Here is a 23,233-nt window from a genome sequence, read left to right as displayed (position 1 = left end):
GGGCGCGGATGGCGACGCTGGGGATGCACCGGGACTTCCTGCTGGAGTTCGCGGCGTTGGAGAAACCAGTCCAGAAGCGGGTCTTCGAGGTGTTCGAGAAGTTCGCGGCAGCCACGCACACTGGGCTGCACCTGGAGAAGCTGACTCACCAGAAAGATCCGCGGCTGCGGACCATCCGCATCACCGGCTTCTGGCGCGGCGTCGTCCTCAAGGGCGAGTCGGGCGATAGTTACCTGCTGCTCAAGGTGCTTCCCCATGACAAGGCCAACGACTGGGCCGCCAAGCACCGCGCGTCGGTGAACGAGGCGACGCAAGGCATCGAGATACGCAACGACGTGGCCCTGGAACGGGCCACGGCAGGGCTGCGTGCGCTGGCCGCCGCGGAACCGACCCGCCTGTTCCCCGCCTCCGACTACCCGGACAAGGTGCTGCGCAGCCTCGGTGTGGACGAGGAGATCCTGCCGATCATCCGGCTGATCCCAGACGAGGATCATCTGGAGGCACTGCACAAGGTGCTGCCGGAGCATCAGTACGACGTACTGCTGGGGCTCGCGACCGGCATGAAGCCCGAGGCGATCGACCGGGAACTGGTGCAGGCGTACGCCCGGACCGCCGCGCGGACCCCCGCGGCTGACGACGGTGACGAGCTGGGCACCGCGATGGCCCGTTCCCGCGGCCGGGTCGCGCTCGTGTCGGGCCCCGTCGAACTGCAGGGAATCCTGGAGCGGCCGTTCGACGCCTGGCGGGTCTTTCTGCACCCGAGCCAGTACCGGGTGGCGTACCACGAGGGCTACGCCGGGCCGGCCCGGGTCACCGGCGGGCCCGGCACGGGCAAGACGGTGGTCGCCCTGCACCGGGCGTACCACCTGGCGCGGCAACTACCCGAGGAGGCCCCCGACGGGTGCGTTCTGCTCACCACCTTCACCAGGGATCTCGCGGCCGAACTGGAGCGCTGTCTCACGCTGCTGGTCGAGGAAGAGAACGTCCGAGCAAAGATCCGGGTGGTCAACGTCGACGCCCTGGCCAACGAGATCGTACGGGCGGAGCGCGGCGGCGCCCCACTGAAATTGGTCTTCGACCAGAAGGAGATCGCCGCCCGCTGGACGCGCATCGCGCAGCGGCTGGGGATCGACTTCACGGACGTCTTCCTCGACCAGGAGTGGCGTCAGATCGTCCTCGCGCAGGCCCTGACCGAACCGGAGGAGTACCTGAAGGCGCCGCGCACCGGCCGCGGCACCGCGCTCCCACCACTGAAACGCCTTCAGGTGTGGCGGGCCGTCTCCGCTTTCGAGGAACAGTTGCGCCAGGCTGGCGAGTGGACGTTCCTTCAGGTGTGTGCGGAGGCGGCACGTGTCCTGGACGGCCGGGAACAGCGGCTGTACCACCACGTCGTGATCGACGAGGCGCAAGACCTGCACCCCGCGCAGTGGCGGTTCCTGCGGGCCCTTGTCGCTCCCGGTCAGGACGATCTGTTTCTCGCCGGGGACACCTACCAGCGGATCTACGGGAACCGGGTGTCGCTGCGCTCGCTCGGCATCCAGGTCGTCGGCCGCTCGCACCGACTCCGGATCAACTACCGCACCACACAGGAGATCCTGGCCTGGTCGGCCTCGCTGCTGACCGGTGAGGAGCCGGACGACATGGACGGCGGGAACGAGACGCTGGCGGGGTATCGCTCCACCATGCACGGAGAGCGACCGGAGACGGCCGGGTATGCCACGAAGCCTGAGGAAATCCAGGCGCTGGTGGCTCGTGTGCGGGATTGGACCGGCGCAGGGGTGCAGGCAGAGGACATCGGGGTGGCAGTGCGCTACGTCCAGCTGGGGCGGGACATCGCCCTGGCCTTGGAGCAGGCCGGACTCGCCGCCTGCGTGCTCGGTGCCGGGCGCGGTGGCGCCGGTGTCCGGATCGGCACCATGCACCGGATGAAGGGGCTGGAGTTCCGCTGCGTCGCCGTCGCCGGGGTGAATGACGGCACCGTGCCGATGAAGTCGGCCGTCACCGCGGTCGAGGTGGACGCCCAGCAGCACCAGGAGGACCTGAACGGCGAGCTGAACCTGCTATTCGTGGCGTGCACGCGGGCGCGCGAGGCACTGCGGGTGTCCTGGCACGGGGTGCCGAGCCCATTCCTGGCGCCAGTCGTCAACCCGCGCCCGTAGTGTTCGTAGATCCCGCACGCCATGGCTGCCGGCCCCATGCATGACGTGCGTGGGGCCAGGAGGGTGTCGTCGCCCCACGCCCCACTTGAGGGGGCACGGAGGGTGTCAGGGAGTGCCCGGGTTCTCGTCCACCATACGGCGGGCCTCTGCCAGGGCCGCTGTATGCGCGAACCACTCCAGCACCGCGCAGATCTCCTCGCTGTGCGCGGCGAAGACCTCCACCGCGAAGGACGGGCGAAGGTCCAGTTTCGCCTCGGCCAGGTCGATGCCATCGATCCCGTTCAGGCGGTTCATCAACTCGCGCCGCAGCGGCTCGTCATCGAACGGGGGACGCTTCTTCAGATACTGGAACACGACCTCGACGGTGCCGGAGACCGGGTAGAGAGCCAGGGGCCACAGCTCTCGGGAAGCGGGGGCGTTGCCGAAACGCACTGTGGGGAAGCAACTGGTCTCGCTCGCTCGGCCGTAAGCGAGATGACCGCCCTGCTGCTCCCAGAAGCGCAGGGCGTCCAGGACGCCGTCGACGGTCTCCTCGGTCTGGTTGTCGCGCAGCTGCGTTTCGAACCGGCCAGCAGCCGACAGTTGCTCGTCGCCGTCGGCCCGCGGTGACGGCTCGGCCTCATCGGTGACGTCCTTGCCCAGCAGGGCCGCCAGGTCGGAGGTGGTCAGGCGGTGGGATCGGCGGGCTCGGCCCGCGTCGTCGAAGAAAACTCCCTCGGCCTCCAGACGGGTTCGTACATCACCGAGGTCCTGGCCGTCCGGCCACCTGAAGCCCGCCGCGACGCGGCCGTCCGCCGTCAGCACCCGGTAGGCGCCGTGCAGGCCCACCTTGGACGCCAGATGCTGGCCGACCGCGACGGCGTGGGTGCCGATGAGCGCCGCGACATCGCCGTACGTCGTCCACGTCCCGGCCGGCATGGCGAGAAGCGCGGCCCGCAGCTCCTTCCAGCCGGACCACTCGTCGTCCACCGGGACCGTGCCCGCGACGGGGCCGGGCCACAGCCGCACCACCCGGTCGGCGAGGGCAGCGGCACGATCAAGGATCTCCGCCTTGCCCCAGCGCTCCCGCCCCGCGATCTCCTGGTTCATCCGCAGGGAGCTGAAGTCCAAGATCTCCTGCTTGCGGCGGAACGGATGGTTCGAGAGCTTCGCGTTGTCGGCCGAGAGGGTCAGGTTGCCCAGGGTGTGGACCAGTAGGGCGTGGAGTTCCTCGGGGCCCTGTCCGTCCTCGGTCTCCTCGGCCAGCAGGTCCAGCCACTGGTGTGCGGGTCTCTGCGGCAGCACGTGCTCTACGGTCAGGTGCGCCTTGGCGTAGTCGACCGGTTCGCTGGCTCCGTAGCTCTCCTCCAGCCTGCGCAGCACCTGGAACCGCTGGTTGCTGCGGCCCGCCTTGTAGAAGGGCCGGGTGCGGATCGCCTCGCGGACGGCGTCGTCGTCGGGCCAGACGCGGGCACCCGTCTTGCTCTTCGACAGGAAGCGGCTTACGGCCTCGGCCGGGTCGTCGTCCTTCTCCATCTCCTTGGCCATCTCCATGAACACCCGGTTGCTGCCCGTGGTGGAGTGCCCGGTGAACAGGCGCCGCACCATGTAGCTCTCGGCGTATACCAGTGCCCGGGCGGCCTGGTGCGGTGTGGCTTGCCCGTCGTCCACGCGGTCGAGCAGATGGAGTGCGAGCGGGTAGTGGGTCTGACCGCCCCACCGGGAGAGCCTCTCCAGTACTTCGCGCAGCTCCGGGTCGGGCTCCCGTTCGGGTTCCAGGATCCGCATCAGACGCTCCGCCCGGCGGGCGAGTGAGGCGATCTCGGCCTCCAGGGCCGCTTCGTCGGAACTCAGGGGCTCCAGGCGCTTCTTCTGGTCCCGGTAGATCTCGCTCTGCTTCGCCCGGCTGTTCCCGGCCACCACCAGGTCGAGCCAGACGAGGAGTTCGAGGTTGGCGGGGCCCAGCCGTTCCTGCATGGGCAGCCACAGATTCTGGTAGACAGACTCGCCTCGGGTCGGCAGACACATGAAGAGGTAGTTGCGCAGGAGGTCGCTCTGGCTGAGTCCGACCCCCGTGTTATTGATCGACTCGAAGATCCGGTAGACGTTGTCGCCCTCCGACGCGGTGATCTCCACGATCGACAGCAGACCGCTCAGCACGGTCTCCACCGCGTCCGTCCACGTCTCACCGGCGTTTTCCTCGCCTTCTGCGAGGGCGCCCAGGAAGGACCGGTAGGCGGCGCCCACGTTGCCTGGGCCGCCCGCTCTGGGTGAGCTCTCGACACAGGCGGTGAAGGCGTCGCGGTCCGCCTGCGTGGGCAGAAGCCGGTAGTGGTCGTCGCCGCTTCGGTATTTGTTGACGAGCACGAGGTCGTGGATGCGCTCGGCCTTCTGCTCCGCGCCGCGTTCCCGGTGGCGGTCGCGCAACGCCGTGAAGGCCAGCATGAGGGTGGTGAGCCGCTGCTGGCCGTCGACAACGAGCCAACGCTGCATGCCGCCAGCGGTGATCCGGCCCGGGGCCAGCACAACGGAGCCGAGGAAGTGCGCCGCGGGGGGCCGTCCTTCCAAGTGCTCCTCAACCAACTCCTGTACATCGTCCCAGAGTTGCCGCAGCTCATCCCGCTGCCAGCTGTAGGTGCGCTGATAGAGCGGCACTTGGTACTGCTTCTCGCCCTGGACGAGTTCGTTGAATGTGGTCTCCTGCGCGTGCACGCGTGTCTTCCCCCCGCTGAGTCCCGGACGACCCATTTTCCACCCACGGGGTGCGTGTGTCCTCGTCCTCGACTGGATCAGTAGCGGTGACGTGTCTTTCGGGAGCCGGGCCTCCCGGCTGCACGGGCGCGCCGCCACACATTTTCGGGCTCGAAGAGGGACTCCGCAGAAGCCACATGATCGGCCGAGTCAGCCGTAGAAGACGCGATTACGCCGCTGCAGGGGACTTGACCTCGAAGAACTAACACGCTGCAGCACTATGGTGCGAGATGTGCGACGCCCTCTGGTTCTCCTCGACCTCGACAACACACTCGTGGACCGACGGGGAACGCTCGCCGACTGGGCCAACGCGTTCACAGTCCGGCATGGTCTGGAGGACGAGGAACAGGCGCACGTCCTGGGCCTGGTGGCCGAGCGGGTTGGCTCGGATGCGTGCGGGGATAGCGCCTGCTTCCAGACAACGTGCACCTAGGTGAGCGACCTTCGCACCGCGTCTACCAGCGCGTGCGCACGTATATCGTCAGCTCCCCCGATGACGTTGTTCATCGCATAACCGAAGGCAACGCCGTGCTCCAAGTCGGCGAAGCCGAGCGAGCCCCCTCGCCCCGTGTGGCCGAAAGAGCCGGCCCCAATCATCGGGTTGGTCTCGGTAGGCAATATGTATCCGGTGCTGAATCGGCTCGGGATCAGCATCACCTGGTCCTTCCCGCTGGCCTGCTCCTTGGTCGCTGCCTCCAGGGTCTCCGAAGCAACCAGCCGCGTACCGTCCACCTCGCCGATCAGCGCGGCGTACATGCGCGCCAGGCCGTGTGCGGTGCCGATGCCGTTAGAAGCGGGGAGTTCTGCGGCCTGCACCTCGGGTGAGTCGAAGTCGATCGCGGCGGGGTCGGTGACCGCGTACGCCCTGTTGCTGAATGACTTCGGATCCCGCCACGCGGCAACCTGCTCGCGGAGTTCCTCAGGAACCGACTCGGCGGGCACGGTAGTGAGATCCACAGCCGGGCGCTGGTACACCATGCGGCTCACCCGGTCGCGTTCATGAGCCGGCAGTCCGATGAAGAAGTCCAGTCCGAGGGGGGCGGCGATCTCGTCGGCGAAGAAGCGGCCGGGTGTCTGGCCGGACACTCGGCGGATCACTTCGCCGACGAGCCAGCCCCAGGTCCGGCCGTGGTAGCCGTGCGCCGTGCCCGGAGTCCACTGGGGACGCTGCGCGGCCAGTGCGGCCGCCATCGGGTGCCAGGCCAACGCCTCGTTCAGCGGCACCGGTTGGTCCAGTGTGATCAGGCCGGCCTGGTGGGACAGCAGGCAGCGCACCGGTATGTCCGCCTTGCCGTTCGCGGCGAACTCCGGCCAGTACTTCGCCACCGGTGCGTCCAGGTCCAGCGCGCCGCGCTCGGCCAGCATGTGTGCCGCGGTCGCGGTGGCCCCCTTGGTCGCTGAGTAGACGAGCTGCAGCGTGTCCCGCGTCCACGGCCGACCGGTCTCGGGGTCGGCGACGCCGCCCCACAGGTCCACCACCGGTCGGCCGTACTGGTACACGCACACCGCCGCGCCGATGTCCCCGTGCTCGGAGAAGTTCGCCGCGAACGCCTCCCGCACCGGTTCGAACCCAGCCGCGACCTCACCGTGGATCGTCGTCATGCCGTCCATCCTGGCATTGCAGCAGCCTGCTCTGACGAGGCGGGCTCCGTCTCGCAATCCGAGAGGCGACGGTCACGCCGCGACGGGCACGGCCTGAAGCCGCTCGCGGAACTCACGAACAGCGGGGACGGACCTGCGCGGTTCGAGGTGCGCGGAGAACTCCTTCAGGCGGTCCAATGCCCGTACGGAACTGACACTGCTCTCCAGGAGTTCGGTGCCGTAGTTCGCGGCGTCGAGCGCCCCGTCCAGGTCGCCGCCGGCGAGCCGGGCCTCGGCCAGGCGGCTGGAGCGTACGGCCTTGTCCCGAGGGGCCGCGCTCTTCACGGATGTCTCCAGGGAACCCGTCGCGCGCTCCACCTGCCCGGACCGCAGCAGGACCTTGCCCTCGGTCGACTTCAACTGCGCCTCACCGAACCAGTTGAGCCAGTCCGGATTTTCCTCCGTCGTGTGGTGCTCCCAGTGGGACACGGCGCGGTTGAGCGCTGTTCCGGCGTTCCGGTGGTCGCCGTCGCGGGAAAGCGCCTCGGCCTTGTGCAGGTAGAGGAAGGACTGGGTGTACGGCGACAGCGTTCGAGGGGCGTTGTCGATGGCAGTGGAGATGAGGTCGACGCGCTCGGCGGTCCGTCCGGCCTCGGAGACGTGAACGCCCATCTCCGCGAGGATGAAGGCACCGAACGCGTCGTCTCCAGCGGTACGGGCGCTGCGCAGAGCGCCGACGTAGTAGCGCTGGCCAGCGGACCTCAGCCCCGCGTCGTAGGCCATCCAGCCGGTCAGGTGCGAAACCCGAGCTGCCAAGGCGTAGAGGCGGATTCGGATGTTCTCCGTGTACCTGCCGGTTCTCAGGAGGCCGGTGACGAGGGCGAGATCGCCACGCGCCTGCTCCAGGAGTGTGGCGCCACCGAGTTGGTCGTCAAGGGTGCGTAGCGTGCTGATGCGTTGCTCGATCGTCGAGACCATCGTGTCCGTGACCTGATCCCCGCCCAGGGCCAAGGCGAAGGCGGACGGCGCGTCCACCCAACTCGCCGCGAGACCCGTCAGGGCGACTCCGGTGATGGTGAGAAAGCCCCGGCGATCCATGCGGCCACTCCCCACGAGTTCGGACAACGCCTCAACGGTACCGGCCTCGGTCCACGGGGCGGTGAGTCCCGTGACTTCCCAGACCGGCAGCCACCGGGGCCAACCTTCCTTCCGTGCCTGCTCGTACGGGATGCGCAGCAAGTCGGCGAGAACGCGCTGAGCGTCCGCATCCGGTTCCTGCCCCTGCTCCCACTTCCATACGGTGGTCCGGTTGGTCGCGAGCGGGATTCCGAGCGACCGCCCGTGCGCCTGCATGAGCCGGGCGAACTCGGCCTTGCCCCATCCGCGCGTCTGGCGGAGGAAGCTCAGCGGGTGGACCGCCAACGGCTCACCAGGTATGTCATCACTCCCGTCATCCCCTCAAGGCGTAGTGGGGAGGCTACTTCGCGTGGCCGGGTACGGGGAGGGCGTCCCCATGAGGAACCCCCTAGAAACGTTCCGCCTTGCTGGCTGGGGCCGTTGACTGAATATCAGCCGCCCACGGAGCCCACGCAGAGTGCAGCTTCCGGAACGGTTCTCAGATCGGCGGCTCCGCCCCTGTTTCCCCGTCGGGGACGGAGCCGCTCTCCAACTCCTCGGAGGCGTCAGCCATGCCCACGCTTGCCCATCGGTTCGTCCTCGCGGGTGAGGAGAGGGAAGTCTCCCTCGCCCGGCGTACGGTCGTCGACAAGGCGCGTGCGTGGGGTGTGCCGTTGAACGACGACTCGGCTGACGCCACCCGTCTCGTCGCCTCCGAGCTCGTCAGCAACGCCGTGGTCCATGGGGAAGGGCCCGTCACTGTCACGCTGTACCACCGGCCCGGCCGCCTGGTGATCGACGTACTCGACGACAACCCTGCTGCTCCGCAGGTGAGTTGTGCCCAGGCCGACGACGAGAGCGGGCGCGGCCTGGCGCTGGTCGAGCTTCTCGCTTCGCGGTGTGCCTGAGAACCTGTCGGCCAGGGCAAACGCGTATGGGCGGAGATCGCGCTTCCCAAGGCGGCGCCCGCCATCCGAGCTGCCGTTCTGCGCAGGCTGTTCGCGCTGCGGCCGAAGCGCGGCGTGGTGGCTGAGCCCGAGTCGCTCACTCTGGCGGTCGCGTGATGGGGCGGCATACCTTACGAGCGAATCCGCTTCCTGATCCCGACGTGGTCTTCCGGCCCACCCGCCGGGACATCGACCCCGTCACCAGAGAGCCCACTGACTACGCGCTATGGGATCGCCACGAGTGGCAGGCGCGCGGCGAGTGCTGGCTGTGGTGCGGACGTGACGACGTCGAGGTGACGTGGATCGGGCCCGTCCGGTCGAGCGTCATGCATGCGGCCCTCTACGCCTGTCGTGCCTGTCTGTATGAGCTGGACCAGCGCGTTCTGGAGATCAAAATGCGCGAGGACGTCGGCGGCCTGCCGAACCACCGCTGACCTGCCCTGTCCCCAGTCTCGGACTGCCGCTCATCGAGCTGCCAATGACTGCCGCCCCACCGCAACCCACGTCTCCCACCGCCGTGGGGCGGCCATAGAGCTCCCGTCGGAGCCCTGACGGGAGAACCGAAGAGGAAGGAGTACGAGGTGGCAGAGCCCACGACACCGCCTCCGGCCCGGAGCGGCCTCCTGGTGGCGGTGCAAGAGCTGACCGCCGTCCACGACCGGTACGACAGCCTCCGGTCGGACAACCAGGGTAGTTCCGGCGACGCGCCGTGGCCGGGTGGCGACGGCAACCTGCACGACAGCGAGTAGGCACCAAGCGGTGAGGGCCGGCGTGGTCGGCCGCGCCGGCCCTCACCGTGTCCGCATCAGTGGTCGAACCCATGGAGGACGCACGATGGAACACCGGTTGATCAGCGCCATCGAGGCAGCGCTCGGCTGGAGTGGAGCCGAGGAGCTGGGCAAGGACTTCGTACGCGGGAGCATGGACGACCCCGCACTCGTCTCCCGCATCATGACCCCGAACCGCCTGCTCGACATCGCGATGCGCAGGAGTCTGAACCGCCCGCAGTTCCGGTGCTTTCAGAAGGGCGAGGAGGTCCACCCGGCCATCTACTACACCGACAGCGTCAGCCCCCGTGGCCAGAGCATCTCCATGGTCAATATGCGCAGCCTGGGCAGGCTCCTGGGCGAAGGCGCGACGGTGATCATGGACCAGGCCAACGTCTTCGATCCGACGATGGAGGCCGCCTGCCGGGCCCTGCAGTGGTGGTCCCGCGAGCGAGTCCAGGTCAACGCGTACCTGACGACGAACGACGCCGCCGGCTTCCCTCTGCACTGGGACGACCACGATGTCGTCATCGTCCAGCTGGCGGGTGAGAAGGAGTGGGAGGTCCGCGCGACCTCCCGCGCGGTCCCGATGTACCGGGACGCCGACCCCAACAGCACTCCGAGCGACGAGATCATCTGGTCCGGCCTGATGCGGACCGGCGACGTCATGCACATCCCCCGGGGCCACTGGCACCAGGCGACACGGACCGGCAGCGGCTCCGGCAAGAGCCTTCACGTCACGTTCGGCATCACCAAGCGCACCGGGGCGAGCTGGCTCGCGTGGCTGGCCGACTGGTGCCGCGAACACGAGATCTTCCGCCACGACCTCGACCGCTGGCACGGAACCAGCACCACCGCGCTGACCGAGGCCGCTGCCCAGCTGGTCAGCGAGCGTCCGCCGGCGGACTTCTTCGACGCGTAGCAGGCGACGACCCTGCCTCGGCACGTGCCGTTCCTCGATGTACTCGGGTCGCTTGACGCCGTGGTGTGCACCACCCATTTCCCGCCCCAGATGCAGGAGCACGGAGAGACCGTCGACGTCGTGGCCTCGGGGAAGAAGCTCACCCTCGCGGCCAAGGCACTGCCTGCCCTGCGTCTGCTGCTCAGCGGTAAGCCGGTCGCGCTGGAGCAGGCCGCGGCCGTCGTCGGAGCCGAGGTGGCGGAGGTCGCTGCGATCCTGGTGGAGGAGGAGCTGTGCGCGGTGCTGACCCCCGAGTTGTTCTCGGGCTACACCGGTCTCGTCACGAACGCCGGCTCCTGACCGGGGCGCTCGACCTTGGAGTTACGGCACTCGACACCAGCACCAACTACCTCGGCTTCCGTTCGCATCAGATCCTGGTGCAGACGGCCGGAGACCTGTTGCCCAAGTTCACCGTCTCCACGAAGGTGGGCTACTTTCCAGGACCGGGCGGGGCGGAGCATTCCTTGGACCCCGTACGGTTGCACGCGGCCGTGGAACAGGCGGCTAGGGACCTGGGGCAGGAGCCGGATCTAGTGTTCCTGCACAACCCGGAACACTCGCTCCGCGAGGCAGGCCCTGATGGCCAGGAGGCGCTGGCAGAAGCGTGCGCTGCCCTCGATGACGCCACGAGCAAGGGCCTGTGCGCCGCCTGGGGCATCGCCTCCTGGGATCCCTCATCCCTGGTGGAACTGATCGGCCCGGCCGTACCGAGGCCAGCGACCCTCATGGTCCGCGCTGGCCTACTCGTCGGAGTCGGAACGCTGGACGCCGCGGACGCCCTCATCAAGGCGTGGGACCTGGACCCCAGCGAGGTATGGGGCATGAGCCCCTTCGGCGGCAGCACCAGCGACTCGGTGTGGGCCAGGATCGACCCCCGCGTCTTCCTCGGTGACAGACGTCAACTCTCTTGCATGCAGGCGGCGTTCATAGCCGCCTATCACCTGCCGAGGGTCGGCGCTGTGGCTGTGGGCACTGATGAGCCTGCCCATCTGGGCGAGCTCGTCGGCGCCCTGGTCGGCGAGGTCGAGGAACGAACGGTCCAGGAGTACCGGAGTCTCCTGCGAGACCGCTCACGCAATCAGCCGGTCTGAAGCTCCCTGATGACCTGTTCGGCCATGCGCCGAGCGGGTTCGAGCCGAGGGTCTTCCGGGTGCGCGTACGGCCCGAGGATCTTCGAGCAGGCAAACAGCGTCATCACCTTGCCGTCCCGGCTCTCGAAATCGGACCGGCGCTCGTGCCATACGCGATCGGCCAGAGCCGGGACAGCAAGGGAACTCGCCCACAGCGAGGCCGCATCCAGACCCCGCGGCGCGTTACCCCAGTCCTCCCAGTCGAAGAGACTGAACGCCGGAGCCGTGACGTTGGCCCAGTTCAGGTCCGCGTGCGCTGGCACCCACTGCTCGATGGCCGTATCGAAATCGCCGGGGAAAACACCACGAACAGACTCGGTGACGAGGGCCTGGGTGACGGTCTCGGTGTCCGGCGTGGCGACCCGCCTCGTGCTCTGTTTCGCCAGCGCGTCCAACGACGCGTTCAGTGCGCCCCACCAGTCGTCCGGCAGCTCCGGGGCTTCACTCAGGATGGCGTTTCCGACAGGAGCCTCTGGCAGGAGATCGGTCTCGTCGGCTCGCCACATTACCGGCCCGTCCGGGGCCCGCCAGACCACACATCCGTGCCATTCGGGCTGGGCGATGCCCTTCAGACGAGCGGCACTCTCAGTCCCGTTCCACCCCTGGTCGGAGATCTTGTCGAACAGGCGCCGCTCAATCCGAACCCAGGTGTCGCGGTCTGTTCTGGCCCCCACGGATCGGCGCTTACGCACCATCGTCTCTGGGAGCAGCCCCACTTGGAGACACCGCTCGACGCGGTCAAGAACCTCGTCAACCGGCTGTACACGTAGGTCGACAGCCTGACCCGTGGAGACCGAGAGCGTCATGGACGCGACCGTAGCAGTGGCGCGGTGAGAGGCGCCTGTTTGCCGAAGTACGGGCGGTAGCCACCAGCCACTTCATAATCCGACTGCAGGGTCCCCACCGCCGTCCTGCCGTTCCTGAACTCTGCCCAGGCTGCCCATCCTGCGTACGGCCCGGGCTTGGAACGGCTGCGCGAGATGGGCGTCCTGATCGGTTCGTCCGGGCCCCACCGCCCGAAGGCCGGGGGCGGGGCGGATGGACCCTGTTGGGAGGAGGCGCTGGAAACTGCTCAAGCTCAGATTGTCCGTGCGGCTGGCTACGGGGTGAGCCGGTTCGGCCCGCGGAAGAGGAAGCTGGCTTGGCGGATGGAGTCCAGACCGAGCATCACCATCAGCACTCGCCCGAGACCCATGCCGAGGCCGCCGTGGGGCGGGCATCCGTACCGGAACGCGTTCAAGTAGTCCTGCATCGGCTCGGAGTTCATGCCCTTCTCGGCGGCCTGCTTCAGCAGCACGTCGTACCGGTGCTCGCGCTGCGCGCCGGTGGTGACCTCCAGGCCCTTCCACAGCAGGTCGAAGCTCAAGGTCACGCTCGAGTCATCGGCAGCCCGCATGTTGTAGAGGGGCCGGATGCCGACCGGGTAGTGCGTAATGAATACGAACTCGTGCCCGGTGGCCTCCTTGATGTGGGCCGAGATGCTCCGCTCGCCTTCCGGGTCCAGGTCTTCCTTCTCCTCTGCCGGGTCCCAGCCACCCTTAAGCAGGATCTCCCGTGCGTCGGCCATGGTGACGCGGGGGAAGGGTGTCGTGGGCACGGTGACCTCGACACCGAAGTGCTCGGCGATCGCCTCGCCGTGCGCGCCGGCGACCTTGGCGATCGCGTGGGCGAGCATCTGCTCCTCGAACGCCATCACATCCTCGACGCCGTCGATCCAGGCCAGCTCCACGTCGACGCCGGTGAACTCGGTGGCGTGCCGGGAGGTGAACGACGGCTCGGCGCGGAAGACCGGTCCGATCTCGAAGACCTTGTCGATGCCAGCCGCGATCGCCATCTGCTTGTAGAACTGCGGTGACTGCGCCAGGTAGGCGCTGCGGCCGAAGTAGCCCACCTCGAAGACCTCAGCGCCGGACTCCGAGGCGGTGCCCATGAGCTTGGGGGTGTGCATCTCGGTGGCGCCCTGCGCGTAGGCGTACTCGCGCATGCCCTGTTCCAGGGTGGTCTGCACGGCGAACAGCAGCTGAGTGGCAGGACGGCGGCGCACGTCCAGGAAGCGCCAGTCCATCCTCTGCTCGAGCCCTGTGTGCTCGTCGATGGGCAGCGGTGTCACGGCTGGGTTCAGAACCTCGACAGCCTCGGGGACGATTTCGAGGCCACCGAGCTTGACCTGGGCTGCGTCGACGACGCGCCCTGTGATCTTGACTGCGGACTCGGGGGTGAGAGCTTCGAGTTGGGCCTCCAGCGACCCGTTGTCGCGCTTGTGGGTTACCTGCACCATGCCGGTGTGGTTGCGCACGATGACGAACTGCATGTGGCGCTGCAGGCGGAGCGTGTTCACCCATCCGCAGACGGAAACTATACGGCCAACGTGTTCTCGCAGGTCGGAGACGGGTACGCGGCTGTGGATCATTCCGTCCTCCGAAGGACGTCGCCATGATCCCTTGGGAGTGCGGGCGAGAAGGGCAACTCGCGGTACCACCGCACTTTCGCCGCCACCGGGTGGCGGCCTCGTTCAGGCCCAGTGACGGGGGCCAGCCGGCGGGGCATTGAACCACCAAACGGGGTCGTTCCTCCCCGCGCTCAGGAGGGTCTTCACCACAGGACGCGAGACCGCCTTCCCAGCTTCCGGCGGCTCTCTCTGCTCGCGTGATCTGTGGGTACTCGTCTCCGTCAACGCGTTGCCCAGCAGGATACGGAGCGGGCAGTGCCAGCAGCAATCAAAAAGACGGGCGTGCAGCCAGAGACGCATGAAGGAACGCGGTTTACTCGCTCGTCGTCATGCCGTCTGCCCCTTCTGCACTCAGGCAGGACGAGGGGGCTGGCCCCTACGTGCGACGGCAAATTTGTCCGCCTTCTTTCAAGTTCGCCACTGGCAGACAGGAAATCCCCGGAAATGACTGGTGCCCGGCCGCAAGCCATGTCAACGTACACACCCCGCCAGAGCACCCACCCCCGAACCCACGGAGGCGCCCCTGTACCCGCACCACCCCAGCGACCCCCTCCGCCCCGACTCGCAGAAGCCGTTGTACTGGTTCACCCCTCGGCACCTGGCTGGTGACGACGGCGTACTCGCCGAGCAGATCGGGTCCGCCCTGAGCGGTCTCGGCTGGCGCATGTGGCCCACCTCCCGCGACACCCTGTTGTACGTGAGCCCGGACCGGCTGTGCGGTGCCGAGTGGGTCCTCGCGGCCTACCCGTTCGAACTGGGCGGGCTGCCCGTGGCCTGGCAACTGAGTGCCCGCCCGGACGCCGACTCCGTGATGACATCGTGGAACGCGTACTTCACCGCCGGTATCCCGTATGAGGCACTCGCCGACCTCCTCGTTGCGGTCGACACCCGCGAGGCGCCCGACATCGGCTACGAGGGGCCCGAGACGGTCCTGAACGCGCTTGGCGCCCAGGGCTGGGTCCGTGACCTGGACAGTCCCCACACCACCGCCATGGACCCCGGGTTCTCCGCCACCTTCTCCCTGGAGCGGCAGCCGCCGCTCGTCCAGGACGCCGATCCGCACCCCGGCTTGATGGGCTGGCAGGCGTGGACGGAACCCGTTCTCGGCGCCCCGTATCTGTGGTGCGCCAGTTTCAGCGCCGGTGTCCCCCATGATCTGGTCGCTGCGTTTGCCTCCTCTCTGGCCTCGCCGGCCGTGGTGTCCCGCCGGACCCTGCCCAAGGACGCTGAGGGCCGGCTCATGGTCGTCCGCCGCAGCTGACGACCCACGCCCCCCGGGTGGCTGGCGTGCCGCTCCTCGCCGAGCGCCGATGTCCCTGAGAGGGCTGTTCCCCGGACTCGCCGGATGACAATTAAGGAGACCCGTATGTTCCGAATATTCCGGCGCCGTGCTCGCACCGACCGTGCGTTCCGTGACGCTCAGCGAGCGGGCCAGGCGTTGCTGCAGATGCACACCGAAATGCCCTGGCCCAATGCACCCGGCCCTGTCGCCGCTGCCGTCCAGGACACCGGGGAGGCTGGGCCGGACTCCGACTTCCTGCCGCCGGAATTTCGGGCGCCGTCCCGCCAGGACGTCGCCGGGTTCATGATGCGCTGGGACCAGCCGCTCGTCCTCGACGGCGAGGTACGCGAGTGTCCCGCATGCGGCGCGTACCGGCACTGGGTTGTCCTCTGCCTGCGCGACGACTCGGTGTGGCTGCGCTGCCGTGCCGGCCATACGACGAGGGAGCTGGGGCTGGACGCGGCCTGGTACCACCGCCACTCCGGTCCGGCCGACCACTGGCACCCCACCCTTGAGGACGGGCTGCGCCACCTCGGCCACTGACTCCCACGAAACCCCCTTTCCCTTCCCCTCCACATCGCCGGCCCCGGAGAGCCGGGTTAGTCAGACCATTCGCTCCGCACCAACATGGGGGTTCCACATGCGTTTTCCCACCACGACAGCGCTCTGCCTGGGAGCTGCGTCCGTCCTGGTCCTGACGGCCTGCTCCAGCGGCAGCACCCGCGCCACGGACCCGACGTCTTCCGCCTCCACATCAGGACACCAGGAGGGCGGGAACGCCCCGGCTGCTGGGCCGTTGTCCTCGGCCGCGCTGGCAAAGAGGCTTCTGGACGAGGGTGACCTGGGCGAGGGCTACGCCCGCAAGCCGGAGCAGCCCGATCAGCACGATGACGTCACCGTGACCGGCTGTCCCGCACTGAGGGAACTCGGCGGCGACGCTGCCGCTGGCGGCAGCCTCGACTTCCCGAGCCGGGCGAAGGTCTCCTTCACCTACGCGAGCGGCAACGGTTCGGATGTCTCTGAGGAGTTGTACAGCGGTACCGCGGGCGAGCTCTCCAGCGGGGTGGGCCGGATCTTTGAGGCGATGACGTCCTGCTCCAGCTACCGGGTCCTCGTCGGCGCGGCCGTCACGGTCACGACTCGGAGCGTGTCCGTGCCCAGGCTGGGGGACGAACGCTGGGGCCAGTTGCTCACCTTCACCGCTGACGGGCGCAGCCGCGTAGTCAAGCAGACGGCTGTTCGTGTGGGGATGGTCGTTGCGGTGGTCTCGGGTTCGGCCGCGCTGGTTGATGCCCATGTGGAGAGGGCGGTGGCGAAAGCCCGTGTGACCACGTGAGTTCGTGTGGATGCCGCAGACCCGGCCGGTGTTTCCGGTCGGGCCTGCGGCATGTGTGGGGCTGGGGTTCACGTTGATGGGCGCGTGGTGCTGAGGGCGCTGGCTGGTGGGCGTGGTCCTGAATCGCCGCCCGCTGGGGTGTGGTTGGTCAGTCTTCTTCGAGTTCGGCGTGCTCTTCGCGTGCGTACAGGGCGCCTTTGGACGTCGGTCAGACGCTCGAACTCCGCGTAATCCTCGTCGGTCATGAGGTCGTAGACGCTGTCCAGGGAGTCGTCGGGCAGCTGGTACGCGTACTTCATGTACAGGCTGACGAGGGCCTTCGCCACCAGGTCGGCTTCGCTCATCCAGTCGGCCTCATCAGGCAGCCTGTGCGCGACGGCCATAGCTATCTCGTCCGAGGTGCTGGTGGCGAACAGGTCGTGCTCGGCGACGGTGAGGGGGCGGCCGTCGCGGCGGTACAGGCGACCGGGTTCGTCGCGGCGGGAGGTGTCCACGTAGGCGAGGAGGATGACGACGCGGGGGCGGATGTCGGTCTGGGCCATGCAGGTGGTTCCTTCCGGAGGTAGGGGGTGGGGCACAAATGCTCCGGACGATCCCCGGTTTCGGTAACCGGGGATCATCGGCTACAGTCCGCGCGCCTGCGGGTCAGCGCCGCCGCGCAGGAGGCCGCTGCTGAAGCGGCACGCCGACTGTGGGGCGGGCTGCTGCCTGGGCGCGGGGGCTGGGGACGTGACGCTCGCCGAGGCGCCGTATGCGCCAGGTCAGCGCGCGGGCCGGGCTGTGGGCGTCGTCGAGCGTGCGCTGTCCGAGGGCCTGGTCCAGGACGGTGGCCGGGTTGTGCCCGGCGGCTTCCGCCTCGGCGAGCACGGTGGCGAGCGCGTCCCAGGAGGCGTCGTTGAGGATGCGCTCGGCGTGCTCCGGCACCACCTCCTGGAGGTGATGGGCGAAGCGGCGCTTGGTCTGGTCACTGGGGGTGCGTTGGGCGAGGCCCGCCAGGACCGGCTCGGTGACCTGCACGTACGCGGTCTGCAGGTAGGGGAGTGCCTGTGCGGCGGCTGCTTCCTGCTGGGCGTGCTGGTGGGTGCGGTGCCAGTGCACGGCGAACGCCACAGCGGTGAGGGCGGCGTCGAGGAGCATCGCCAGCCCCGTGCTGTCACGCTCCTGCGGGTGGTCGCGCCAGATCGCCTGGATGCTGCGGCGCAGGGCGCGGGTGCTGGCGAGATCGGCGGTGATACGGGAGCGGGTGGCGCGCTCGAAGGCGGCTGCGGCCCGTTCGAGTTCGGCCCTCAGCGCGGCCGGAGCGGTGACCGGCAGCAGGTCCAGCGTCGCGCCCAGGGCAACGAGCTGGCCCTGGGCGGCGGGGTCGTCGTCGTGGGCGAGGTGGTGGGGGATGCGCTCGGCGGCGGCGGTGGCCTGGTGCCACGGGTTGCCCGGCCGGGCGGTGGCCGGTTCGGGGCCGGTGGTGGCGAGGTTCTTGCGGATCTTGGGCAGGGACAGGTCGGGGGAGAGGGTGGAGCCCGCGTAGAACACCGGCTCGCCCTTGTCGTTGGTGTCTGCGGGCAGGGCGAAGTTGCAGCCGAGCGCGTCGCCGGAGGGGCCGAGCTTGAGGCGCACGATCACGCCCGTGGCGTCCAGCAGGGCGAAGAACTCGGCTTCGTCGGCCGCGGCGGCGACCGCGCGGCGCACCCGCAGACGCAGCACGTCGCGGGTGGCGGCGTCCTGGCCCAGGCGCTTGGCCTTGAAGTGTTCCTTGCTGGTGGGCCGCTTGGCTCCGGTGCCGCCTCCCTGCTTCAACTGCCTGAGCCCGTAGTCGATTTCGATCTTGCGGGCCTCGCGCTGGACGGCGCGCTGGTCGTAGCCGCGCTCGGGGCGGCGGCCGTCCTGGCGTACGAGGGTGGCGGCGATGTGGATGTGGTCGTTGGCGTGGCGGACGGCCACCCAGCGGCAGGCGTGCTCGTCCCCGTCGGGGGCGATGCCGGCGGCAGCCACGATCCGACGGGCGATGTCGGCCCACTGGGCGTCGGTGAGGATCGGGTCCTCGGGGGCGGCCCGGACGGGGCAGTGCCACACGGTGTCCTTGGGTGCCTTGTCCCCCAGCATCTTCACGGGCTGGTCGAGTTGTGCGACGAGCTGGGCCATCGCGTCCTTCGGATCGCGGTGGGGGCTGCGGCCGGGGTCGGGGGCGAAGCCGTTCCAGGAGGCCACCAGGTGGGGGTCGACGTGTTCGTTGGCCCGGCCTTTGCCGAAGAGGTAGCCGATCGTGCGGCGCGTGGCATGCGGGCCGGCGCTGAGGATGATCTTGGGTATCACCCGCTCACCGCCCCTCAGTGACCTGGGCCACGGCGGTGTCCAGCTCGGCGATGGATGCCTCCACGCGCGCCAGGAGCCGCTGGACGACGTCGGGATATGGCCAGGTACCTTCCTTGTTGAGGTGCCATGTGAGCTGGTTGAGATTGCTGCCGATCATGCCGAGCCGTCCGTTGGCGGCCATCAGCGCCTTGACCATGGCACGGTAGTCGGCGACCGCGGCGGCGAGGTCGTCGGTGCGGGCGGCAGCGAGCGAGCACTCGGCTACGTAGCCGCCAACGGCCATGCCGCTCAGGGCGGCGGCATTCACGATCAGGGCGAACTCGTCGTCGTTGTAGCGAGTGTGGACGCGGCGCTCGCGCAGCTGCTTGTCACGCAGACGGCGACGCGGCGCAGACTGCTGCTGCGGCACGCTCGACAACGACTCGGCTCCCCCTGTCTCGGTTGGCCCCCCTGGGCCGGCCGACTCCGGTGCCGCCTCGGCGCCGGACGCCTCCACCCCCTCCAGGGCGGGGGCCGGATAAGGACTCCTTATCCGACAACTTGCTGCGCTGCCGAGGCCGGTGATCATCCCCTCCTGGGGAGTGGGGAGCTCGTTGTGCGAGTCGTGCATTGAGTGGCTTTCCTTGGGTGTTGGGTGGACTCAGCGTGGGTGGCCGACGGGCGCCGTCGGCGGCTCGGCCTTGACGGTGCGGACTACCTCGCCGGCGGTGTCGCTGGCCACGCTGTAGCCGTCCTTGCGCACGGCTTCCTCCAACAGGTCACGGGAGAGACGTCCGCGCTCGCGGTAGAGGTCACGGGCGTACTCGTTGAGGAGGTCCCGTGTCGCGCGTGGTTTGGGGCTCGGGCGCTTCGACTCCCCCCGCGAGGCCGCCCATTGGTCGTGGCTCGGCGGCTCCTCGCCCGGCTTTCGTTCCGGGCCGACGGTGGTGCGGGCGGGCTGTTGCGGGCGGTTTTCGGGCTGCGGACGGGCTGCCCCGTCGGCGGCATCATCGCCCGCGACCTTGAAGGGCGGGCGGCCCGAAGTTTCTGCCCGCCCTCTTGCCGAGGCCCGCGGGTGGGCCGTCGCGGAGCCGCCTCGCGTACGCGTGGTGGGTTCGGGCCACCGCGCGGGCAATGGCTTGGAGGCCAGGGCAGTGACCTGTTGGCGGGTGGCGAGCTTGCGCAGCAGCAGTTCGTCCTGGCGTTCGTCGCGGTCGACATCGGCCTGTTCCAGAGCCTGGTGCAGGCGGCGGGTGAGGCGCCGTCCTCGCCACTTCGTGCGCTTGTCGGGCGGGATGATCTCTGCCCGGAGGATCAGGGTGACGGCCCGGTCGAGGGCGCGGTCACGGATGATCCGGGCGGCATCCGTGTCCCGGTCGGCAATCCCCAGACGAGCTAGCAGCCGTTCGCGTGCCTGTCGGGTGAGGAGGGCGGTCAGGCTGCGGGAGTCGGCGTGCGGGCTGCGGTGGCGCAGTTCGATGCCCATGGCCAGGTGCCAGAGCACAGCCGCCAGAACCGGGCCGACGACGGCACGCACGGTTCCGCCGACCAGGCCGGACTCGGCGTAGGCAGGCACGATCTGCACGCCGGTGATTACCCAGGTGAGGGTGCCGGGCGCGCCGGGCGCCTGCTTCGGGCCGTTGAGGTTCTGCCGGGCCATGAGTGCGCTGGCGAACAAGGCGAGTTCAGCGGCGGCGAACATCGCGGCGCGCTCGATGGTGCTGCCCATGTCGAGGTAGTCGGCGGCGAAGCGCCGGCTGGTGTCCGCGCTGTAGGCGGTGCAGCCGATCGCGGCGATGGCGGCGACCGGGATCGCGGCGGTGCTACGACGCTTTCCAGTGCTCGGCTTCCGTAGACATCGCTGCAGGGACCATGCGGCGGATAGCGCGACGACGAGCAGGGCCGCGATAGCCGCAGGCGCGGGGAGCCAGTGCGGCAAGGCGGGCATGCCGATGCCGTTGGCGTTGATGAGTGTGGTGGTGCCAGGTGTCATGCAGAGGCTCTCCAAGGGGTCCGCGCGTTCGAGGGCATGCGGAAGCGCGGACGGGCGGGGCGGTGAGGGGGGCGTGCGTCGTTCAGGCGGCGGGCGCGGTGCGGCGTCGGTCGGGCCCGGTGAGGATGACCCGCTCGGTCATCTCTGCGAGGCGGGAGGCGACGCGGTCGCCGAGCGCTGTGCGGAGCTCGGCGGTGGGGAGGTTGGTGGTGATGAGGGTGGGGAGCATGTGCTCGTACCGGTGGTTGATGAGCCGGTAGGTCAGCTCCTCGGTCCATTCGCTGGTCTTGGCCGCGCCGAGGTCGTCCAGGAGCAGCAGCGGGCAGCGGGCCAGCGTCTGCAGTTCCCGTTCGCTGTCGTGGCCGGCGCGGGGGCGGAGGCGCGCGTGGAGGTCGGCGGAGATGGTGGCTTCCCAGCGCAGGCGGACGCCTCGGGTGAGGAGGGCGCGTACGGCGCCGTATGCCTGGTGGGTCTTTCCTGTGCCGGTTGGGCCAGCGATCAGCAGCGACGGGCCCTCGGCGATGCCGGGTCCGGTCGGGCCGGGGCGTCCGGCGCGGGCGATCTGGTCGGCCCAGGCGGTGATCTGGGGGTGGTCGGCCAGGGCGGGGCGGTAGCGGGCGGGGATGCGAGCGTCGGCGAGCTCCAGGGCGGTGACGGTCTCGGGCGCCGGCTCGTGGGCGGCAGCGGTGGTGGGGTCGATGCCGCGGTTGGCGAGGATCGTGTTGAGCCGGTCGGTGATCGCGCCGACCGGCTGGGGTGCGCGGGTGAGGGTGGCGGTCAGAGCTCATCTCCGTAAGCGGCGACGACGTCGGTGGGGTTCGTCCACGCCCGGTGGGCAGCGGGCGTGGCGGAGGATGCCGCGTTCATGACCTCGTGGACCAGGCTCGGCAAGACTCCCGGGGACATGCCCTTGATCCGATGCCGTTCAAGGGCGACCCGGAGGTGGGCGGGAGCGATGCCTTCGTCGAGCAGCGTGCGCACCTGTTTGCCGAGGTGGCTCAGGAAGGCGTCCGGCGGGCGGTGGTTGCACGCGGCGATGTACTCGGCAAGGAGCTGCTTGGCCGAGATGGTGTCGGGCGCGGGGGCGCTTGCGCCCCCCGAAGGGATATCTCCTAGATCCATGGTCCTAGGTCCTAGATCCGGACGGTGAGACGTCACTGCTGCCTCGCCGAGCGCTCTCTGACCCTTCACGGAGGACTCCGTGAAGCGCGCCTGACCTGCGGCTTCGCTATGGTGCCCCGGATGCAGTGCAGACTCACGTCCCTCGCCGGAGCCCTCAGGGAGGACTGCGTGAGGTCGCAGTGAGGACTCCACGACACCGGCTCCCGTGGCAGGTGCGGCGCCGACCGAAGCGTCATGAACCGGGCAGCCCGGGAGGCGGCTCTTGCTGGGCCGGTTGATCTTCTGATGCTGGTGCCAGGTCACGATGTGCAGGTATCGCTTGTGATCCGGGCCCTTGTAGCGGCAGATCAGTCCGGCCTCGGCGAGCTGGGCGAGGTCCGTCTCGACGTCGGAGGGGGTGTGTTCCGGGCGTAGGACCCACAACTGCCCGGCGATGATCGCGGCGTGGTCGCGGTGGCGGCCCTGGTCGTCGGCCTGGGTGAGCAGGCCGAGGAACGTGCGCTCGGCGGTCAGGGACTCGGAGACGAAGGCTTCGGGCTTGATGGTGCGGATTCGTGCCAAGTGCGGGGCGTTCCTCACTCGGTGGCGTGTGCGGCGACATCACGGCTCACCGTCGGTCGGGGCGGGATTCGAGGGGGTGTTGGCGCGGACGCGCGCAGAGAAGCGATTGCGTTTCCGGGGGTGTCGTCAACATAGCCACACCCCAGTCGCGCAAGTCCAGCCCTATCCGGCGCAATCTCTCACGGCAGAAAGGCCGCGAGAAATGGGGCCGGGTGGCAGGCGGGAGCAAAACCGTAAGGCACGATCGGCGGTTGACCAAATAGTTGCCCGGTCGGCCGAGCCAGAAGCATCACATCGGGAAGCTGTTGACGCGCTGGCGACGGCGAAGCTACAACACAACACCGCACGTCAGAGGCGTGATCGGTGCATCGTTCCTTGCTTCTTCCCGACTCCCTGGAACCGCATCCCGGCGAACAACGCGAGCGCAACATAGACCACGATCGCCGGTTACCCAAACCGGCGAATGCACCTTTCAATTGGAGCCATGCCCCCACGCCCACTGGAAGTCGGACCCGCAGGAATGCAGGCGGCCCGCACCATCGAAATCCTCCGAACCGAACGCGGCCTGTCACAACGCCAGTTGGCCGGCCACGTGACCGCCCTCGGCCACCCGATGTCCAACACCATGCTGTCCCGCATCGAACGCGCCCAACGGCGATGTGATGTCGACGACCTCGTCGTGATCGCCGAAGCCCTCCTCGTCTCGCCTCTCGTGCTGCTGCAGAGGCCGACCGCCACGTGACGAGGACCGCTCAGCACCGCTGACCGAGCACGCCCCCACCCAGTAAGGACCCGCCCTTCTTGCACCAC

At 68.9% G+C, this 23,233-nt stretch carries 20 protein-coding genes and 2 pseudogenes; 11 read left to right on the top strand and 11 right to left on the bottom strand.

The window, feature by feature from the left end:
• The first annotated feature begins 8 nt into the window (after window positions 1–8).
• The gene (locus tag ACIBW6_RS27820; RefSeq protein ID WP_399064229.1) at window positions 9–2,159 is read left to right on the top strand and encodes a UvrD-helicase domain-containing protein; all 2,151 of its coding nucleotides are present in this window, start codon (window positions 9–11) and stop codon (window positions 2,157–2,159) included.
• Window positions 2,160–2,264: 105 nt separating this feature from the next.
• Here the strand turns inward: ACIBW6_RS27820 and ACIBW6_RS27815 are convergent, their stop codons facing one another.
• The 3 genes from ACIBW6_RS27815 to ACIBW6_RS27805 form a co-directional block, all read right to left on the bottom strand.
• Entirely contained in the window at window positions 2,265–4,850 is a 2,586-nt protein-coding gene (locus ACIBW6_RS27815; RefSeq protein WP_399064226.1) for a DUF262 domain-containing protein, read from the bottom strand.
• Window positions 4,851–5,318: 468 nt separating this feature from the next.
• Window positions 5,319–6,491, bottom strand: coding sequence for a serine hydrolase domain-containing protein (locus ACIBW6_RS27810; protein WP_399064224.1), 1,173 nt, complete (start codon window positions 6,489–6,491; stop codon window positions 5,319–5,321).
• 72 nt (window positions 6,492–6,563) lie between these two features.
• Window positions 6,564–7,907 carry a transcriptional regulator gene (locus ACIBW6_RS27805; protein ID WP_399064259.1) on the bottom strand — a complete coding sequence of 448 codons (1,344 nt, stop codon included), beginning with the start codon at window positions 7,905–7,907 and terminating at the stop codon, window positions 6,564–6,566.
• A gap of 251 nt (window positions 7,908–8,158) precedes the next feature.
• Here ACIBW6_RS27805 and ACIBW6_RS27800 point away from each other — a divergent pair, with 251 nt between their 5' ends.
• From ACIBW6_RS27800 to ACIBW6_RS27780, 5 genes and pseudogenes are all read left to right on the top strand, one after another.
• A complete protein-coding gene (locus ACIBW6_RS27800) occupies window positions 8,159–8,494 on the top strand; it encodes an ATP-binding protein (RefSeq protein WP_399064222.1) in 336 nt (111 codons plus the stop codon).
• 200 nt (window positions 8,495–8,694) lie between these two features.
• Window positions 8,695–8,967, top strand: coding sequence for a hypothetical protein (locus ACIBW6_RS27795; RefSeq protein WP_399064220.1), 273 nt, complete (start codon window positions 8,695–8,697; stop codon window positions 8,965–8,967).
• A gap of 147 nt (window positions 8,968–9,114) precedes the next feature.
• Complete coding sequence (locus tag ACIBW6_RS27790; protein WP_167307964.1) at window positions 9,115–9,282, top strand: hypothetical protein; 168 nt, start codon at window positions 9,115–9,117, stop codon at window positions 9,280–9,282.
• 85 nt (window positions 9,283–9,367) lie between these two features.
• Window positions 9,368–10,561, top strand: a pseudogene (locus ACIBW6_RS27785) (JmjC domain-containing protein).
• Window positions 10,495–11,352, top strand: a complete 858-nt coding sequence (locus ACIBW6_RS27780) for an aldo/keto reductase (RefSeq protein WP_399064218.1) — start codon at window positions 10,495–10,497, stop codon at window positions 11,350–11,352. Before ACIBW6_RS27785 ends, ACIBW6_RS27780 begins: the two are co-directional and overlap by 67 nt.
• On the opposite strand, the gene ACIBW6_RS27775 is transcribed toward ACIBW6_RS27780, so the two are convergent.
• Window positions 11,340–12,197, bottom strand: coding sequence for a hypothetical protein (locus ACIBW6_RS27775; protein WP_399064216.1), 858 nt, complete (start codon window positions 12,195–12,197; stop codon window positions 11,340–11,342). The genes ACIBW6_RS27780 and ACIBW6_RS27775 overlap by 13 nt on opposite strands.
• A gap of 90 nt (window positions 12,198–12,287) precedes the next feature.
• Here ACIBW6_RS27775 and ACIBW6_RS27770 point away from each other — a divergent pair.
• Window positions 12,288–12,458 (top strand): annotated as a pseudogene (locus ACIBW6_RS27770) (flavoprotein); the annotation flags it as partial.
• Between the two features lie 32 nt (window positions 12,459–12,490).
• Here ACIBW6_RS27770 and aspS read toward each other — a convergent pair.
• The gene (aspS, locus tag ACIBW6_RS27765) at window positions 12,491–13,801 is read right to left on the bottom strand and encodes an aspartate--tRNA(Asn) ligase (protein ID WP_399064214.1); all 1,311 of its coding nucleotides are present in this window, start codon (window positions 13,799–13,801) and stop codon (window positions 12,491–12,493) included.
• A gap of 613 nt (window positions 13,802–14,414) precedes the next feature.
• Here aspS and ACIBW6_RS27760 point away from each other — a divergent pair.
• The 3 genes from ACIBW6_RS27760 (at window position 14,415) to ACIBW6_RS27750 (ending at window position 16,458) form a co-directional block, all read left to right on the top strand.
• Entirely contained in the window at window positions 14,415–15,101 is a 687-nt protein-coding gene (locus tag ACIBW6_RS27760; protein ID WP_399064212.1) for a DUF317 domain-containing protein, read from the top strand.
• A gap of 198 nt (window positions 15,102–15,299) precedes the next feature.
• Window positions 15,300–15,665 carry a hypothetical protein gene (locus ACIBW6_RS27755; protein WP_399064210.1) on the top strand — a complete coding sequence of 122 codons (366 nt, stop codon included), beginning with the start codon at window positions 15,300–15,302 and terminating at the stop codon, window positions 15,663–15,665.
• A gap of 97 nt (window positions 15,666–15,762) precedes the next feature.
• A complete protein-coding gene (locus ACIBW6_RS27750) occupies window positions 15,763–16,458 on the top strand; it encodes a hypothetical protein (protein WP_399064208.1) in 696 nt (231 codons plus the stop codon).
• A gap of 68 nt (window positions 16,459–16,526) precedes the next feature.
• Here the strand turns inward: ACIBW6_RS27750 and ACIBW6_RS27745 are convergent, their stop codons facing one another.
• From ACIBW6_RS27745 to ACIBW6_RS27720, 6 genes are all read right to left on the bottom strand, one after another.
• On the bottom strand, window positions 16,527–17,000 hold the full coding sequence (locus tag ACIBW6_RS27745) for a hypothetical protein (protein WP_399064207.1): 474 nt from the start codon (window positions 16,998–17,000) through the stop codon (window positions 16,527–16,529).
• 103 nt (window positions 17,001–17,103) lie between these two features.
• Window positions 17,104–18,768 carry a relaxase/mobilization nuclease domain-containing protein gene (locus tag ACIBW6_RS27740; protein WP_399064205.1) on the bottom strand — a complete coding sequence of 555 codons (1,665 nt, stop codon included), beginning with the start codon at window positions 18,766–18,768 and terminating at the stop codon, window positions 17,104–17,106.
• A 4-nt stretch (window positions 18,769–18,772) separates the two neighbouring features.
• Window positions 18,773–19,186 carry a plasmid mobilization protein gene (locus ACIBW6_RS27735; RefSeq protein ID WP_399064258.1) on the bottom strand — a complete coding sequence of 138 codons (414 nt, stop codon included), beginning with the start codon at window positions 19,184–19,186 and terminating at the stop codon, window positions 18,773–18,775.
• 222 nt (window positions 19,187–19,408) lie between these two features.
• Window positions 19,409–20,740, bottom strand: a complete 1,332-nt coding sequence (locus ACIBW6_RS27730; RefSeq protein WP_399064203.1) for a hypothetical protein — start codon at window positions 20,738–20,740, stop codon at window positions 19,409–19,411.
• An 82-nt stretch (window positions 20,741–20,822) separates the two neighbouring features.
• Complete coding sequence (locus ACIBW6_RS27725) at window positions 20,823–21,521, bottom strand: ATP-binding protein (RefSeq protein WP_399064256.1); 699 nt, start codon at window positions 21,519–21,521, stop codon at window positions 20,823–20,825.
• Window positions 21,518–22,423 carry a hypothetical protein gene (locus ACIBW6_RS27720; RefSeq protein WP_399064201.1) on the bottom strand — a complete coding sequence of 302 codons (906 nt, stop codon included), beginning with the start codon at window positions 22,421–22,423 and terminating at the stop codon, window positions 21,518–21,520. The genes ACIBW6_RS27725 and ACIBW6_RS27720 overlap by 4 nt, the downstream gene beginning before the upstream one ends.
• 484 nt (window positions 22,424–22,907) lie before the next feature.
• Here ACIBW6_RS27720 and ACIBW6_RS27715 point away from each other — a divergent pair, with 484 nt between their 5' ends.
• Window positions 22,908–23,165 carry a helix-turn-helix domain-containing protein gene (locus tag ACIBW6_RS27715; protein WP_399064199.1) on the top strand — a complete coding sequence of 86 codons (258 nt, stop codon included), beginning with the start codon at window positions 22,908–22,910 and terminating at the stop codon, window positions 23,163–23,165.
• Window positions 23,166–23,233 lie beyond the last annotated feature (68 nt).

Origin of the sequence: Streptomyces sp. NPDC049813, assembly GCF_044465085.1 — a bacterium.
GTDB lineage: Bacteria > Actinomycetota > Actinomycetes > Streptomycetales > Streptomycetaceae > Streptomyces.
Note: the sequence above shows the minus strand (reverse complement) of the source record. Positions and strands in the feature narration are given on the sequence as shown.

Excerpts from the sequence above, each read along its gene's own strand:
- ACIBW6_RS27755 (WP_399064210.1), top strand. The coding sequence starts at position 15,300 with ATGCCCTGGCCCAATGCACCCGGCCCTGTCGCCGCTGCCGTCCAGGAC.
- ACIBW6_RS27800 (WP_399064222.1), top strand. The coding sequence starts at position 8,159 with ATGCCCACGCTTGCCCATCGGTTCGTCCTCGCGGGTGAGGAGAGGGAA.
- ACIBW6_RS27750 (WP_399064208.1), top strand. The coding sequence starts at position 15,763 with ATGCGTTTTCCCACCACGACAGCGCTCTGCCTGGGAGCTGCGTCCGTC.
- ACIBW6_RS27775 (WP_399064216.1), bottom strand. The coding sequence starts at position 12,197 with ATGACGCTCTCGGTCTCCACGGGTCAGGCTGTCGACCTACGTGTACAG.
- ACIBW6_RS27820 (WP_399064229.1), top strand. The coding sequence starts at position 9 with ATGGCGACGCTGGGGATGCACCGGGACTTCCTGCTGGAGTTCGCGGCG.
- ACIBW6_RS27715 (WP_399064199.1), top strand. The coding sequence starts at position 22,908 with ATGCCCCCACGCCCACTGGAAGTCGGACCCGCAGGAATGCAGGCGGCC.
- ACIBW6_RS27745 (WP_399064207.1), bottom strand. The coding sequence starts at position 17,000 with ATGGCCCAGACCGACATCCGCCCCCGCGTCGTCATCCTCCTCGCCTAC.
- aspS (WP_399064214.1), bottom strand. The coding sequence starts at position 13,801 with ATGATCCACAGCCGCGTACCCGTCTCCGACCTGCGAGAACACGTTGGC.
- ACIBW6_RS27810 (WP_399064224.1), bottom strand. The coding sequence starts at position 6,491 with ATGACGACGATCCACGGTGAGGTCGCGGCTGGGTTCGAACCGGTGCGG.
- ACIBW6_RS27730 (WP_399064203.1), bottom strand. The coding sequence starts at position 20,740 with ATGACACCTGGCACCACCACACTCATCAACGCCAACGGCATCGGCATG.